We start from the raw sequence: 14,841 nt of genomic DNA on the forward strand, positions 1-14,841 counted from the left end.
GCCGGGGCTTCGATCCAAAGGAGTGCGTCCATGGCAGTGCTGGTTTGCGGTTCGCTGGCGTTCGATACCATCATGAACTTCGACGGCAGCTTCGCGCAGCAGATCCTGCCGGCCCAGCTGCACATCCTCAACGTCTCCTTCCTCGTCAAGGAACTGCGCCGGGACTTCGGCGGCTGCGCCGGCAACATCGCCTATGGCATGCGCCTGCTGAACAACCAGCCACTGCCGATGGCGGCGCTCGGCCGGGATGGCGCCAGCTACCTGGAGCGGCTGGCACGGCTGGGCATCGACCGGCGCTACGTGCTCCAGCTCGAGGACAGCTACACCGCTCAGGCCATGATCATGACGGACCTGGACAACAACCAGATCACCGCCTTCCACCCCGGCGCCATGGCACAGGCGCACCGGCTGCGCATCGAAGATCTGCCACCCGAGGTGGGCCTGGCCATCGTCGCCCCGGACGGGCGCGAGGCCATGCTCGAACATGCCCGGCAGTTGAGTGCGCTGGGCATTCCATGGGTGTTCGACCCCGGCCAGGGCCTGCCTATGTTCAGCGGCGCCGAGCTGCGCCAGTTCATCGAGGGCGCCAGCTGGGTCACCGTCAACGACTACGAGGCACAGTTGCTGTGCGAACGCACCGGCTGGTCGTTCAAGGACATCTCCAGCCGCCTGCGCGCGCTGGTGGTAACGCTGGGCGCACTCGGCTGCGACATCTGGGAGCAAGGCGAGAAAGAGCGCGTTGCCGCCATCGAGGTCGAACGCCCGCTGGACCCGACCGGCTGCGGCGATGCCTGGCGCGCCGCGCTGCTGCACGGACTCGAGCGCGGCTGGCCGCTGGCCCGCTGCGCCGCGCTGGGCAACCACGTCGCCGCCCGCAAGCTTGCCACCCACGGTCCGCAGAACTACGACCTCGAAGGTCTGGACCTGACTGCCTTCGTCCCCTGAGTCTTCCCCATCCTCGCGCGGCGGATGCGGCCCATGCCGGCACCGCTGCAACCACGGAGCACCACGCCATGCACATCCACATCCTCGGCATCTGCGGCACCTTCATGGCCGGCATCGCAGCGCTGGCCAAGGCAGCCGGCCACACCGTCACCGGCTGCGACGCACAGGTCTACCCGCCCATGAGCGACCAGTTGCGCGCGCTGGGCATCGATATCATCGAAGGCTATGGCGCCGAGCAGTTGGCGCTGCGGCCGGACCACTTCGTCATCGGCAATGTGGTCAGCCGCGCCCGCCTGTCAGGCGGCAGCCCTCGCTACCCGCTGATGGAAGCCATTCTGGATGCCGGTCTGCCCTACACCAGCGGGCCGCAATGGCTGGCCGAGCACATCCTGCCCGGCCGCCACGTGCTGGCCGTGGCCGGCACCCATGGCAAGACCACCACCGCCTCGATGCTGGCCTGGATCCTGCAGGCCAATGGCCACAACCCCGGCTTCCTGATCGGCGGCATGCCCGGCAACTTCGGCGTCTCCGCGCGCAGCGGCCGCACCCCCAGGCCGGACAAGCCCGGCTACTTCGTCATCGAGGCCGACGAGTACGACACCGCCTTCTTCGACAAGCGCAGCAAGTTCCTGCACTACCGCCCGCGCACACTGGTGCTGAACAACCTGGAGTTCGACCACGCCGACATTTTCGAGAACCTGGCGGCCATCGAGCGCCAGTTCAACCACCTGCTGCGCACCGTGCCGGGCACGGGTCGCGTCATCAGCAACGCCGACGATGCGAATCTGCCGCGGGTGCTGCAGCAAGGCTGCTGGAGCGAGCTGCGCCATTTCGGCAGCGCCGCCGTGGCAGCCGTGCCGGCGCAGACCTACAGCGCGGCCGGTACCGAGCAATCCTTCAACGTGCGCTACGAGGGCGAACGTGTCGGCCACGTCGAATGGACGCTCAGCGGCCGCCACAACCAGCTCAATGCGCTGGCGGCGATTGCCGCGGCCGAGCACATCGGCATCGCACCAGCGGCCGCCGCCGACGCGCTCTCGCGCTTCGAAGGTGTGCGCCGCCGCATGGAACTGCGCGGAACGGCAGGCGGCATTGCGGTCTACGACGACTTCGCCCACCACCCCACCGCCATTGCCACCACCCTCGAAGGGCTGCGCCACACACTGGCAGGCGGCGCGCGCGTGCTGGCCGTCTTCGAGCCGCGCAGCAACACCATGAAGCTGGGGACGATGGCCGCGCAGTTGCCGGCCGCGCTGACGGCGGCCGATGCCGTGTTCGCCTACGACAATCAGCTCGGCTGGGACGTGGCCGGCGCCCTCGCCCCGCTGGGCGACAAGGCGCAGACCCACCATGACATCGACGCGCTGGTGCGGTCCATCGTGGCTGCAGCACGGCCGGGCGACCACATCGTCTGCATGAGCAATGGCAGCTTTGGCGGCATCCACGAGCGCCTGCTGGCGGCATTGCGCCAAGCCGGCTCCGGAACGGCCTGAGAGCCTGAGAGCCTGGGGCGCTGAGGACGCCAATCAGCCTTTCTCCGGCACCTCATCCGTGCCGGCCTGCCGGCGTGCCGCGACATTGCGCCGCTGCAGGTCGGCCAGCTTCTCGCCGATCTTGAGCTCCAGCCCGCGCGGCACCGGCTGGTAGAAGTGCGGTGCCGGCATGCCCTCGGGCAGGTAGTTCTCGCCCGCGGCAAACGCATCGGGCTCGTCGTGCGCGTAGCGGTAGGCCTTGCCGTAGTCGAGCGACTTCATCAGCTTGGTCGGCGCGTTGCGCAGATGCAGCGGAATCGGCCGCGTGCCATCCTTCTTGACCCAGGCCTTGGCGGCGTTGTAGGCCTTGTAGACGGCATTGGACTTGGGCGCCACCGCCAGGTACACGATGCACTCGGCCAGCGCCAGCTCGCCTTCGGGCGAGCCCAGGCGTTCGTAGGTCTCGGTGGCGTCCAGCGCCAGCCGCAGCGCGCGCGGGTCGGCCAGGCCGATGTCCTCGGCGGCCATGCGGATCATGCGGCGTGCGATGTACATGGGGTCGACACCGCCATCGATCATGCGCATCATCCAATAGAGCGCCGCGTCCGGGTCGGAGCCGCGCACCGACTTGTGCAGCGCGCTGATGGTGTCGTAGAACTGCTCGCCGCCCTTGTCATAGCGGCGCAGGCGCTCGCCCAGCACGCGCAGCAGCCAGTCGGCCGTGACGACCGGCAGCTTCTCCTGCTGCGCGGCCATGGCCAGCGTCTCCAGCGTATTCAGCAGGCGCCGGGCATCGCCATCGGCATAGCCGAGCAACTTCTCGAGCGCCTCCTCGTCGATGCTCGGCACGGCGCCAATCGCCTGGGCCCGCTCGACGATCCGGCGCAAGTCATCGCTGGTGAGCGGCTGCAACACGTACACGGCCGCGCGCGAGAGCAGCGCCGAGTTGACCTCGAACGACGGGTTCTCGGTGGTCGCGCCGATGAAGGTGAAAAGGCCGCTCTCGACGTGCGGCAAAAAGGCATCCTGCTGGCTCTTGTTGAAGCGATGCACTTCATCGACGAACACGATGGTCGACTGCGGCGCCAGGCCATCGCGCGCGTGCTGGGCCTGCTCGACCGCCTCGCGGATTTCCTTGACGCCGCCGAGCACCGCGCTGATGGCGATGAACTGCGCATCGAAAGCATTGGCCATCAACCGCGCAATGGTGGTCTTGCCCACGCCCGGCGGGCCCCACAGGATGCAGCTGTGCGGACGGCCCGACTCGAATGCCAGGCGCAGCGGCATGCCCTCGCCGAGCAGGTGCTGCTGGCCCACCACCTCGCCCAGGGTCCTCGGGCGCAGGCGCTCGGCCAGCGGCTGGTGCAGTGTGGCGCTCATCGTGGTGTCATCGCTCCCATCGATGCGTTTTGCGGCGCCACTCAGGCCACCTCGCGGATATCGAAGCCGGTGGTGATCTCGGCGGTCTTGCCCAGCATGATGCTGGCCGAGCAGTACTTCTCGTGGCTCAAGGCCACCGCACGCGCCACCGCGCTCTCGGGCACGCCCTTGCCCTGCACGACGAAATGCATGTGGATCTTGGTGAACACCTTGGGGTCCTGCTCGGCCCGCTCGGCGCTGATCTGCACGCTGCAGCCACGCACATCGTGGCGGCCGCGCTTGAGGATCAGCACCACATCGTAGGCGGTGCAGCCGCCCATGCCCGCCAGCAGCGTCTCCATGGGCCGGGGCGCCAGGTTCCGGCCGCCATTCTCAGGCTTGGCCGCATCGGGCGCGCCATCCATCACCAGCACATGGCCGCTGCCCGTCTCGGCGATGAAGCCCATCCCGGAGCGCGCACCTGTTGCGCCCGTCCAACTAACTGTGCATTCCATTGGCATTCCTTGCGATCAAACACTCGAATTTTGCTGCGACGCAGCACATTAAGGGGAAACCCGCTACAATTGCGCCATCGCTTCCCGGTTATTGTGACCGATGCCAGCAGCCGCTGCAGACAGTTTCCGGAAAGCACCGTTTGTCTCCTCCACCTTCTCATATTGGTGGATTCGCCCCGTAGTCTTTTGGATTACGGGGCATTTTTCTTGGGCGTTCGCGATTTCGCGCGGCTCACGAAAAGATCGTGAACAGGTTCTAAGGCCTATGATGCAAGGCTTTGCAGTGACCGCTTCCCGCGCGCCATGCCCGTGGCACGCATACTCCGAATGACCACCTTCGCCCCCCTGACCCCTGACGATTACCTGAAGAAGATCCTCACCGCCCGCGTCTATGACGTGGCCGAGGAAACCGCGCTGGAGCCCGCCCGGCTGCTGTCGGCACGCATCGGCAACCAGGTGCTGCTCAAGCGCGAGGACCAGCAGCCGGTCTTCAGCTTCAAGCTGCGCGGCGCCTATAACAAGATGGCCCATCTCAGCCCCGCCGAACTCGAGCGCGGCGTGATCTGTGCCTCGGCCGGCAACCACGCCCAGGGCGTGGCGCTGGCCGCCAGCCGACTGGGCGTGCGTGCCGTCATCGTCATGCCGTTGTCGACCCCCCAGCTCAAGGTGGACGCGGTGCGGCGGCTGGGCGGCGAGGTGGTGCTCAGCGGCGACAGCTTCAGCGACTCCTACCAGCACGCGCTGCAGTTGCAGAAGGAGCGTGGCCTCACCTTCGTGCACCCATTCGACGATCCTGACGTGATCGCCGGCCAGGGCACGATTGCGATGGAGATGCTGCGCCAGCTGCAAAGCCTGGGCAGCGCCCGGCTGGATGCGGTGTTCGTGGCCATCGGCGGCGGCGGCCTGATCGCCGGCGTGGCCAACTACATCAAGGCGCTGCGCCCGGACATCAGGGTCATCGGCGTGCAAATGAATGATTCGGATGCCATGCTGCAGTCGAGTCGCGCCGGCCACCGTGTAGAGTTGGGCGACGTGGGCCTGTTCTCGGACGGCACCGCCGTCAAGCTGGTGGGCGAAGAGACGTTCCGCATCAGCCAGCAACTGGTGGATGATTACGTGACCGTCTCGACCGATGAGGTGTGCGCTGCCATCAAGGACATCTTTGTCGACACGCGCAGCATCGTCGAGCCGGCCGGCGCGCTGGCGGTGGCCGCCATCAAGCAATATGCCGCCGCGCACCAGAAGCAGGGCGAGACCTATGCGGCCATCCTGTGCGGTGCCAACATGAACTTCGACCGGCTGCGCTTCGTCGCCGAACGCGCCCTGGTGGGCGAGCAGCGCGAGGCGCTGTTCGCCGTCACCATGAAGGAAGAGCGCGGCAGCTTCCGCAGCTTCTGCGAGACGATCGCCGAGCTGCCCGGCACGGCACGCAGCGTCACCGAATTCAACTACCGCATCAATGGCAAGCGCCACGCGCACGTGTTCGTGGGCCTCTCGACCCATGGTCCGGGTGAATCCGCGCAGATCGCCGAACACCTCGGCAGCCACGGTTTCAAGACACTGGACCTGACCACCGACGAAATGGCCAAGGAGCACCTGCGCCACCTGATCGGCGGGCCGTCGGCGCAGGCCAGCGACGAACGCCTGCTGCGCTTCATCTTCCCCGAGAAGCCCGGCGCGCTGTTCCAGTTCCTCAGCCTGATGCAGCCAAGCTGGAACATCAGCCTGTTCCACTACCGCAACCAGGGCGCCGACTACGGCAAGATCCTGGTGGGCATCCAGGTGCCAGCCGAGGACGACGCGGCCTTCCAGGCCTTCCTCGACAGGCTGGGCTACCCGTACGTCGATGAGAGCGGCAACCCCGCCTACCAGCTGTTCCTGAAGGCTTCCGACTGAGAAAACCTTCGAGAGGTGTTCAATGCAAAAGGGGCGCTGCATGCATCATGCAGCGCCCCTTTTGCATTGGCATCCGGACTGCGTCGCACCGTGAGTGGCATCGGCGGCGCTGCCACTCAGCATGAGCGGGTCAACGCACCCTGCCCATCAGTACGCATCCATCGGCAGTTCCATCACGCTGTGGGCACCGCCGATGATGGCATCGCGCAGCGCGTGGGTGCGCGGCAGCAGATGCTCGGCATAGAAATGCGCGGTGGTGATCTTCGCCTGCATGAAGCCGGCGTCATTGCCTTTGGCCAGTTCGGCCGTGGCCACCAGCAGGGCCCGGCCCAGTTGCCAGCCAGCCACCAGGTTGCCCGCCAGCATCAGGTAGGGCACGCTGCCGGCAAAAGCGGCGTTGGGATTCTCCCGGGTGTTGGCGACGATGAACTCCACCACCTCGAGATAGCTCTTGCGCGCGGCCTCCAGCGCCTTGGCCACGGCCTGCGCCGGCTCGCCAGGCAAAGCCTTGAGTTCGGCTTCGGTCTTCTCGATCTGCGCGGCCACTGCCTTGGCGACCTGGCCGCCATCGCGGCTGGTCTTGCGGCCCACCAGATCGTTGGCCTGGATGGCGGTGGTGCCCTCGTAGATGGTCAGGATCTTGCAGTCGCGGTAGTACTGAGCGGCGCCGGTCTCCTCGATGAAACCCATGCCGCCATGCACCTGCACGCCCAGGCTGGTGACTTCCTGGCTGATCTCGGTGCTGTAGCCCTTGACCAGCGGCACCAGGAATTCGTAGAAAGCCTGGTTCTCGCGGCGGGTTTCGGCATCGGGGTGGCGGTGCGCGGCGTCGTAGGCTGAGGCAGCCGTGATGGCGGTGGCACGCGTGCCTTCGGTGAGGGCGCGCATGGTCATCAGCATGCGGCGCACGTCCGGGTGATGAATGATGGTGGCGCTGCCCTTGACCGAGCCGTCGACCGGACGGCTTTGCACACGCTCACGCGCATAAGCCACGGCATGCTGATAGGCGCGCTCGGAAACGGCGATGCCCTGCACGCCGACGGCGTAACGCGCCGCGTTCATCATGATGAACATGTACTCGAGGCCACGGTTTTCCTCGCCCACCAGGTAGCCGATGGCACCGCCATGGTCGCCGAATTGCAGCACGGCCGTGGGCGAGGCCTTGATGCCCAGCTTGTGCTCGATGCTGACGCAGTACGCATCATTACGATCGCCCAGCGTGCCGTCGGCGCCCACGAGGAACTTGGGCACGACGAACAGGCTGATGCCCTTGACACCCTCGGGTGCACCCTGCACGCGCGCCAGCACGAGATGGACGATGTTCTCGGCCATGTCATGCTCGCCATAGGTGATGAAGATCTTGGTGCCGAACACCTTGTAGCTGCCGTCGGGCTGCGGCTCGGCACGGCTGCGCACCAGCGCCAGGTCGGAGCCGGCTTGCGGCTCGGTCAGGTTCATGGTGCCGGTCCACTGGCCGGAGATGAGCTTTTCCAGATAGGTGGCTTTGAGCGCGTCGCTGCCGGCCGTGACCAGCGCTTCGATGGCACCATCGGTCAGCAGCGGGCACAGCGCAAAGCTCAGATTGGCGCTGTTGAGGATTTCCTGGCAGGCTGCGCCAATGGTCTTGGGCAGGCCCTGGCCGCCGTATTCGGGTTCGTGCTGCAGGCCTTGCCAGCCGCCTTCGGCGTATTGCTTGAAGGCTTCCTTGAAACCCGGCGAGGTGGTGACGACGCCATCCTTCCAGCTCGATGGCTGGGTGTCACCCACGACGTTGAGTGGCGCCACCACGTCCTCGTTGAACCGCGCACATTCCTCCAGCACGGCCTGGGCCGTGTCCAATCCGGCATCCTCACAGCCGGGCAGCTGGGCCACGGCCTCGATGTTCGCCAGGTGTTCGATGTTGAACAGCAAATCCTTGACAGGTGCTTTGTAGCTCATGGGAATCCTTGTGATGCTTGGTGAGAGTCTCTTGGTGAATCGGGCTCCGGCTTGAAAAAAAATGGCATCGCCAGGGATGCCATTTTTCAGTCGAGCCTGTACGCAGCAGTCGCTCAGAGCTTTTCGATCAGCTCCGGCACGGCAGTGAAGAGGTCTGCCACCAAGCCGTAGTCGGCCACCGAGAAGATCGGCGCTTCCTCGTCCTTGTTGATGGCGACGATGACCTTGGAGTCCTTCATGCCGGCCAAATGCTGGATGGCGCCGCTGATGCCCAGCGCGATGTACAGCTCGGGCGCGACGATCTTGCCGGTCTGCCCCACCTGCAGGTCGTTGGGCGCGTAGCCGGCATCGACGGCGGCGCGGCTCGCACCGATGGCCGCGCCCAGCTTGTCGGCCAGCGGCGTCAGCACTTCCTTGAACTTCTCCTCGCTGCCCAGGGCACGGCCACCGGAGACGATGATCTTGGCCGAGGTCAGCTCTGGGCGGTCGCTCTTGCTGACTTCGCGGCCGACAAAGCTGCTCTTGCCCGAATCGGCCACGGCGGCAACACTCTCCACCGGCGCCGAGCCACCGCTGGCGGCGGCCGCATCAAAGCCGGTGGCGCGCACGGTAATGACCTTCTTGCCATCGCTGCTCTGCACGGTGGCAATGGCGTTGCCCGCATAGATGGGGCGCTCGAAAGTATCGGTGCTCACCACCTTGATGATGTCGCTGATCTGCGCGACGTCGAGCTTGGCGGCCACGCGCGGCGCAACGTTCTTGCCCGATGCGGTGGAGGGAAAGAGGATGTGGCTGTAACCCTCAGCCTCATTTTCTACGATAGCCAGGACCTGCGCGGCCAGATTCTCGGCCAGGCCGTTTTCCAGCGCAGCGCCATCGGCGTGAATGACCTTGGCAACCCCGGCGATCTGGCTGGCGGCCTTGGCGGCTTCGCCGGCGTTGTGGCCGGCCACCAGCACATGCACGTCACCGCCAATGGCGGTGGCGGCGGCCACGGTGTTGAGGGTGGCGGCCTTGAGGCCGGCATTGTCGTGTTCGGCAATAACGAGTGTCGTCATGTGTGTGTCTCCCGTCGATCAGATGACCTTGGCTTCGTTCTTGAGCTTGTCGACCAGCGCGGCCACGTCGGGCACCTTGACGCCGGCGCTGCGCTTTGGCGGTTCGCTGACCTTGAGGGTTTTCAGGCGCGGCGTCACGTCCACTCCCAGATCCTCGGGCTTGAGATTCTCCAGCGGCTTCTTCTTGGCCTTCATGATGTTGGGCAACGTGACGTAGCGCGGCTCGTTGAGGCGCAGGTCGGTGGTGATGACCGCCGGCAGGCTGACGGTGATGGTCTCCAGGCCCGAATCGACCTCGCGGGTGACGGTGGCCTTGTCACCGGCGACCTCGACCTTGGAGGCGAAGGTGGCCTGCGGCAGGTCGGCCAGCGCGGCGAGCGACTGGCCGACCTGGTTGGCGTCGTCATCGATGGCCTGCTTGCCCATGATGATCAGGCCCGGCTGTTCCTTGTCCACCAGCGCCTTGAGCACCTTGGCCACGGCCAGCGGCTGCACTTCCTCGCTGGTCTCGACCAGGATGGCACGGTCGGCCCCGATGGCCAGCGCGGTACGCAGCGTCTCCTGCGCCTGCGGCACACCGATGGAGACGGCAATGACTTCGGTCACGGCGCCCTTTTCCTTCAGACGCACGGCCTCTTCGATGGCGATCTCGTCGAAGGGGTTCATGCTGTGCTTGACATTGGCGATGTCCACACCGGAGTTGTCGGATTTCACGCGCACCTTGATGTCTTTATCCACCACGCGCTTGACGGGTACCAGGACCTTGGTCATTTGGCTGTCTCTCCTGCTTGGTTGTTGCCTTGGGTTTTCGGAAGTATTGCAATCACAAACGTTCCATTCTAGTCACACTTGCCCGGGCCGCGAACGAGAGTGGCTCGCATTGGCCCGCCGGCACAGGCAGTGCGGCTTGCGCATGGACGGATGATGCGCACCATCATGTCCCCTTGGCGACACCTTTGACTGGCGCAGGCTGCTCCCGCTGCGGTTCAACGAGCGTAAGAGGTGCATCGGCATTGCCGGCCCAATGCAGTGTGCGCTGCGGGTACGGAATGGCCACACCATGAGCGCGCAAGGCCTTCAGAATGGCCAGATTGACCTTGGAGAGCAAATCCTCGTTGTCGCCATTGTGGGGATCGGCAATCTCGAACTCGATCTTGAAGCGCAGGCCATCGGCACCGAACTCCAGCAGCAGCGCCTCTGGCGCCGGTGCGGCCAGCACTTCGGGCACCGAGGCCACCGCCTGGGCCAGCAGCGCGCGCACCTGATCGACGTCGCAGTCGTGAGCCACCGAGACGGTGGTGGACTGCTCGGAGGCCCGGTGCTCGGACGACAGGTTCTCGACCATGGAATTGGTCATCAACTCGTGCGGCACGATGGCCTGGCGCCCGCTGGTCGAAACGATCGATGTGTAGCGTCCCGACATGTCCACGATGGTGCCCTGGAAACCATTGACTCGCACCACATCCCCTACACGCACGCTGCGCTCGACCATCAGCACGAAGCCGCTGACGTAGTTGGCCGCCAGCCTTTGCAGGCCCAGGCCGATGCCGACCCCGAGCGCACCGCCGAAAACCGACAGGGCCGTCAGGTCGATGCCGGCCATGTTCAGCGCCACCAGCATGCCGATCAGCAGCAGCACCGCCCGCACCATGGTGGTGATGACCTTGTGCACCGGCAGCCGCGCACCGATCACCGAATGCATCATGCGGCTCTCGATGGCGGACGAGACCCACAGGCTGATCAGCAGCGAGGCCACGGCAGTGACCAGCGCCTCGAGCAGCCGCCGCAGCGAAATCGTGCGCGCGCCGATGGTCCAGTGCACCTGATCGAGCTCGTGCATCAGCGTCGGCCCCAGGCCGGTGATCCAGGCCACCACGCAAAACCACATGAACCAGGAAAAGCTGCGCGCAATCGGCTCGAGCCAGGCTCGGCCCGGATAGGCCAGCCGCAACACCTTGATGCTCAGGCGGATGGCCAGCAGCGAGACCAGAATCGGCATGGCCAGCGGCCACAGATGCAGTGGCTGCAGGGGCGCCAGCAGGGGTTGCACCAGCCGCAACCCCGCCAGGCCCAGCAGGGGCAGCAGCACGCCATCGGCGCCATTGGCGCCGAACAGCACGGAATCGGCGTTTTGGTAGTTCAGGGCGGCACGCAGGCCGCGCAGCAGCAGCCAGATCAGCAGCAGCACGGCGGCGATCACCGCCAGTTCCAGCAGCGCGCGCGGGCCATCGAACTGGCGCAGCCAGTCGCCCAAGGTGGAGCCGGCCAGGGCCGTGCCCATTTCGGGAATCTGGGTCGCAGATGCAGCGGCAGCATCCGTATCGGTGGAGGCAGGCAGAACGGTCGGCATGACAGGGCAAACGGCTGCGCCCCACCACAGCAGTGGGTCGCGCCAGCAGAAATCAGGTGGATGGCGGACAAGCGGCAGACACTTGGCAAGCATCGCCGCACCGCACCGATGCTACCAGCGCGGCGGTGGCAATGCCCTGCACTTTGGCGATACGCGGCACCGGCAATTGGCGGAGGGTCAGCATCAGCCGGGCGCACTGGCGAAACAACGCCTCGTACCACGGCTGGTCGGGCTGGTCGGGCTGGGCAGCCATGTCCTTGGGGTTGTGTTCCGCGCAAAAGGCGCGCCCCGCCGGCTTCACAGTCCGGCCAGCACGCGCAGGTGGGCCTCGACGCTGCGCGCCAGCGCATCGGGCACATAGCCGCCTTCCAGGCTGGAGACGATACGTCCCGCCGCATGCCGGTCGGCGATGTCTTTGATGATCTGTGTCATCCAGGCATAGTCGTTCTCGCCCAGCTGCATCTGCCCCATGTCGTCCTCGCGGTGCGCATCGAAGCCGGCGCTGATGAAGATCAGCTGCGGCCTGAAGGCCTCCAGCCGCGGCACCCACATCATGTCGATGACTTCGCGCACGTCCATGCCTTTGGTGTAGGCCGGCAGTGCGATGTTGAGCATGTTCTCGCCCTTGGGCTTCTCGCCGCTGAACGGGTAGAACGGATGCTGGAAGAAGCCGACCATCAGCGCGCCGGCCTCGCCGGCAAGGATGTCCTCGGTGCCGTTGCCATGGTGCACGTCGAAATCGACCACGGCCACGCGTTCGAGCTGGTGGCGGTGCAGCGCGTACTTGACGCCCAGCGCCACGTTGTTGATGAAGCAAAAGCCCATGGCCTTGTCGTGCTCGGCATGGTGGCCGGGCGGGCGCACGGCGCAGAAGGCGTTGTCCAGCTCGCCGCCGAGCACCGCATCGGTGGCCGCCAGCACCGCGCCGGCGGCGCGCAGCGCGGCGTTCCAGGTGTGCGGGCAGAACTGGGTGTCCGGGTCAACCTGCGAATAGCCATCGCCTCCGGCGAGCAGTTCCTCCTGCATGAAGAGATCAAGCCCGCGCAACGCCGCCACGTGCATGCGCGTGTGCGCCAGTTCCAGGTCATGGATGGAGGCCTTGGGCGCCTCGCGCCGCTGCAGCATGTCCATGACGCCGGCGATCAGCAGCCGATCCTCGATGGCATCGAGCCGCGCCGGGCATTCCGGATGGGCCGCGCCCATCTCATGCAGCCAGCAGTCGCGGTGCGTGTAATAACCTGTCCCCGCCATTGTCTTGCCCCTGATGTCTTACCATTGATGGTTTTTAATTACAGGCCATTACACATCGGATGGATCGGATGCGTATGCGCCCCGCACCGGGCGCCAGCCGCACTCAGGCCTGCTTTGTTTTGTCCACCTACTGTACCTTCAAAATGGACCTGCACCAGAAAATCCGGACGACGCTCGAGCAGCTCAACCGGCTCGTCGTCGGCAAACAAGGGCAGGTGCTCGACTGCCTGACCTGCCTGGCCGCCGGCGGCCATCTGCTGATCGAGGACGTGCCTGGCGTGGGCAAGACCACGCTGGCCCACGGCCTCGCGCACAGTCTCGGGCTGCAGTTCTCGCGCGTGCAGTTCACCGCCGACCTGATGCCCAGCGACCTGACCGGCGTGTCGGTCTACGACCGGGTGCAGGAGCGCTTCGTGTTCCACCCGGGGCCGGTGTTCTCGCAGATTCTGCTGGCCGACGAGATCAACCGTGCCAGTCCCAAGTCGCAGAGCGCGCTGCTCGAGGCCATGGAAGAGCAGCAGGTCTCGGCCGAAGGCGAAACCCGCCCGCTGCCGCAGCCCTTCTTCGTCATTGCCACGCAGAACCCGCGCGAGCAGCTCGGCACCTATCCGCTGCCCGAGTCGCAGCTCGACCGCTTTCTGATGCGCGTCTCGCTGGGTTACCCGGACCGCGCCTCCGAACGCAGCCTGCTGCGCGACAACGGTCACCGCCAGCAGGCCCGCCAGCTGGTGCCGCAGCTCAGTGCCGAGGAGGTGCTGCAACTGCAACAGGCCGTCACCGCCGTGCATGCCGCCGACGCCGTGCTCGACTATGTGCTGGACCTGATCGAAGCGACACGCTCGGGCCTGTGGTTCGTGCAGGGCCTGAGTCCGCGCGCGGGCATCGTGCTGCTGCGCGCCGCCAAGGCTCGGGCGTTGCTCGAAGGGCGCGACTACGTCTCGCCCGACGACGTGCAGGCCATTGCCGTGCAGACCATGGCGCACCGCCTCACACCCCTGGCCAGCGCCGGCTTCGATGCCAGCGAGCAGGTGCGCGCCATGCTGCTGGCCACCCCCATCCGCTGAGCATGAGCACCCCTGCCCTGCCCGGCCGGCTGCGCCAGCGCTTCGGCAACTGGTTCGAGACGCGGCTGCCGCGCACCGACCACTGGGTGCTGACGCAGCACCGAATCTACGTGCTGCCCAGCCCGGCCGGCTGGTTTCTCGCGCTCACGGCGCTGCTGCTGCTGATCGCCTCGATCAATTACCAGATCAACCTCGGCTTTCTGTTCACCTTCATGCTGGCAGGCGTGGGCTTCATCAGCGTGCTGGTCGCGCATGGCAACTTGCGCGGCCTGCAACTTCAGCTGCGGGCGCCCGAGGCCGTGTTCGCCGGCCAGCCCGTGCCGCTGCACATCCTGCTGCAACATGCCGGGCGCCGCAACCGCTATGCCATCGTACTGCGCAGCCACGGGCCGGCAGCGCCGGTGCTGGTGGACGTGCCGGCCGGTCAGGCCGCCACTGCCACGCTGGCGCTGGCCGCCATGGCCCGCGGGCGCCACCTGCTGCCGCCCATCACCATCGAGACACGATACCCGATCGGCGCCTTTCGCGTCTGGTCGATCTGGCGCCCGGCCAGCGCCGTGCTGGTGTGGCCAGCCCCGGAACCCGACGCGCCGCCGCTGCCGCAGAGCCTGGCCGCCGGCCAGGCGGGTGCGGCCTCGGCGCGTACCCAATCCTTCGAGATGGACGGCTTTCGCGCCTACCAGCGCGGCGACCCGATCAAGACCATTCTGTGGAAGAAGACCGCCACGGCCATGACCACCGGCTCGGGCGACTGGGTGCGGCGCGACCCGAGCCAGATGCACGAGACGCAGCTGTGGCTGGACCATGCCGCCACCGGCCTCTCGCACCCCGAGGCCGTGCTGGCGCGCCTGTGCGCCTGGGTGCTCGAAGCCGACCAGCAAGGCATCGCCTATGGCCTGAAGCTGCCGCACACGCACATCGCCCCGGCCACCGGCCCGGCCCACCGGCACCAATGCCTGGAAGCGCTGGCACTGGCATGAGGCGCCTGGCATC

General features: G+C 66.4%; 13 protein-coding genes. 5 read left to right on the forward strand and 8 right to left on the reverse strand.

Going from position 1 to position 14,841, the window contains the following annotated elements:
• The first annotated feature begins 30 nt into the window (after positions 1-30).
• On the forward strand, positions 31-945 hold the full coding sequence (locus tag EV687_RS07220) for a carbohydrate kinase family protein (RefSeq protein ID WP_122230786.1): 915 nt from the start codon (positions 31-33) through the stop codon (positions 943-945).
• Positions 946-1,013: 68 nt separating this feature from the next.
• Entirely contained in the window at positions 1,014-2,438 is a 1,425-nt protein-coding gene (gene mpl, locus EV687_RS07225; protein ID WP_122230788.1) for a UDP-N-acetylmuramate:L-alanyl-gamma-D-glutamyl-meso-diaminopimelate ligase, read from the forward strand.
• A 33-nt stretch (positions 2,439-2,471) separates the two neighbouring features.
• On the opposite strand, the gene EV687_RS07230 is transcribed toward mpl, so the two are convergent.
• Positions 2,472-3,797 carry a replication-associated recombination protein A gene (locus EV687_RS07230; protein ID WP_122230790.1) on the reverse strand — a complete coding sequence of 442 codons (1,326 nt, stop codon included), beginning with the start codon at positions 3,795-3,797 and terminating at the stop codon, positions 2,472-2,474.
• A 41-nt stretch (positions 3,798-3,838) separates the two neighbouring features.
• Positions 3,839-4,291 (reverse strand): OsmC family protein, encoded by a 453-nt coding sequence (locus EV687_RS07235; protein ID WP_122230792.1) that lies wholly within the window; start codon positions 4,289-4,291, stop codon positions 3,839-3,841.
• Between the two features lie 327 nt (positions 4,292-4,618).
• On the opposite strand from EV687_RS07235, the gene ilvA reads away from it, so the two are divergent.
• Positions 4,619-6,187, forward strand: a complete 1,569-nt coding sequence (ilvA, locus tag EV687_RS07240; protein ID WP_122230794.1) for a threonine ammonia-lyase, biosynthetic — start codon at positions 4,619-4,621, stop codon at positions 6,185-6,187.
• A 147-nt stretch (positions 6,188-6,334) separates the two neighbouring features.
• Here the strand turns inward: ilvA and EV687_RS07245 are convergent, their stop codons facing one another.
• The 6 genes from EV687_RS07245 to EV687_RS07270 form a co-directional block, all read right to left on the reverse strand.
• Complete coding sequence (locus EV687_RS07245; protein WP_122230796.1) at positions 6,335-8,125, reverse strand: acyl-CoA dehydrogenase; 1,791 nt, start codon at positions 8,123-8,125, stop codon at positions 6,335-6,337.
• Between the two features lie 113 nt (positions 8,126-8,238).
• Positions 8,239-9,183, reverse strand: coding sequence for an electron transfer flavoprotein subunit alpha/FixB family protein (locus EV687_RS07250; RefSeq protein WP_122230798.1), 945 nt, complete (start codon positions 9,181-9,183; stop codon positions 8,239-8,241).
• Positions 9,184-9,201: 18 nt separating this feature from the next.
• On the reverse strand, positions 9,202-9,954 hold the full coding sequence (locus tag EV687_RS07255; RefSeq protein WP_122230800.1) for an electron transfer flavoprotein subunit beta/FixA family protein: 753 nt from the start codon (positions 9,952-9,954) through the stop codon (positions 9,202-9,204).
• Positions 9,955-10,117: 163 nt separating this feature from the next.
• On the reverse strand, positions 10,118-11,533 hold the full coding sequence (locus EV687_RS07260; protein ID WP_242612528.1) for a mechanosensitive ion channel family protein: 1,416 nt from the start codon (positions 11,531-11,533) through the stop codon (positions 10,118-10,120).
• 52 nt (positions 11,534-11,585) lie between these two features.
• Positions 11,586-11,786: a hypothetical protein gene (locus EV687_RS07265; RefSeq protein WP_122230802.1), complete on the reverse strand. Its 201-nt coding sequence runs from the start codon at positions 11,784-11,786 to the stop codon at positions 11,586-11,588.
• A gap of 44 nt (positions 11,787-11,830) precedes the next feature.
• Positions 11,831-12,784 (reverse strand): histone deacetylase family protein, encoded by a 954-nt coding sequence (locus tag EV687_RS07270; RefSeq protein ID WP_122230804.1) that lies wholly within the window; start codon positions 12,782-12,784, stop codon positions 11,831-11,833.
• Between the two features lie 143 nt (positions 12,785-12,927).
• Between EV687_RS07270 and EV687_RS07275 the strand changes: the two genes are divergently transcribed.
• Positions 12,928-13,848, forward strand: coding sequence for an AAA family ATPase (locus tag EV687_RS07275; protein ID WP_122230806.1), 921 nt, complete (start codon positions 12,928-12,930; stop codon positions 13,846-13,848).
• A 2-nt stretch (positions 13,849-13,850) separates the two neighbouring features.
• Entirely contained in the window at positions 13,851-14,828 is a 978-nt protein-coding gene (locus tag EV687_RS07280) for a DUF58 domain-containing protein (protein ID WP_122230808.1), read from the forward strand.
• The last annotated feature ends 13 nt before the right edge of the window (positions 14,829-14,841 follow it).

This window comes from Corticibacter populi (genome assembly GCF_004217315.1).
Taxonomy (GTDB): domain Bacteria; phylum Pseudomonadota; class Gammaproteobacteria; order Burkholderiales; family Burkholderiaceae_C; genus Lampropedia; species Lampropedia populi.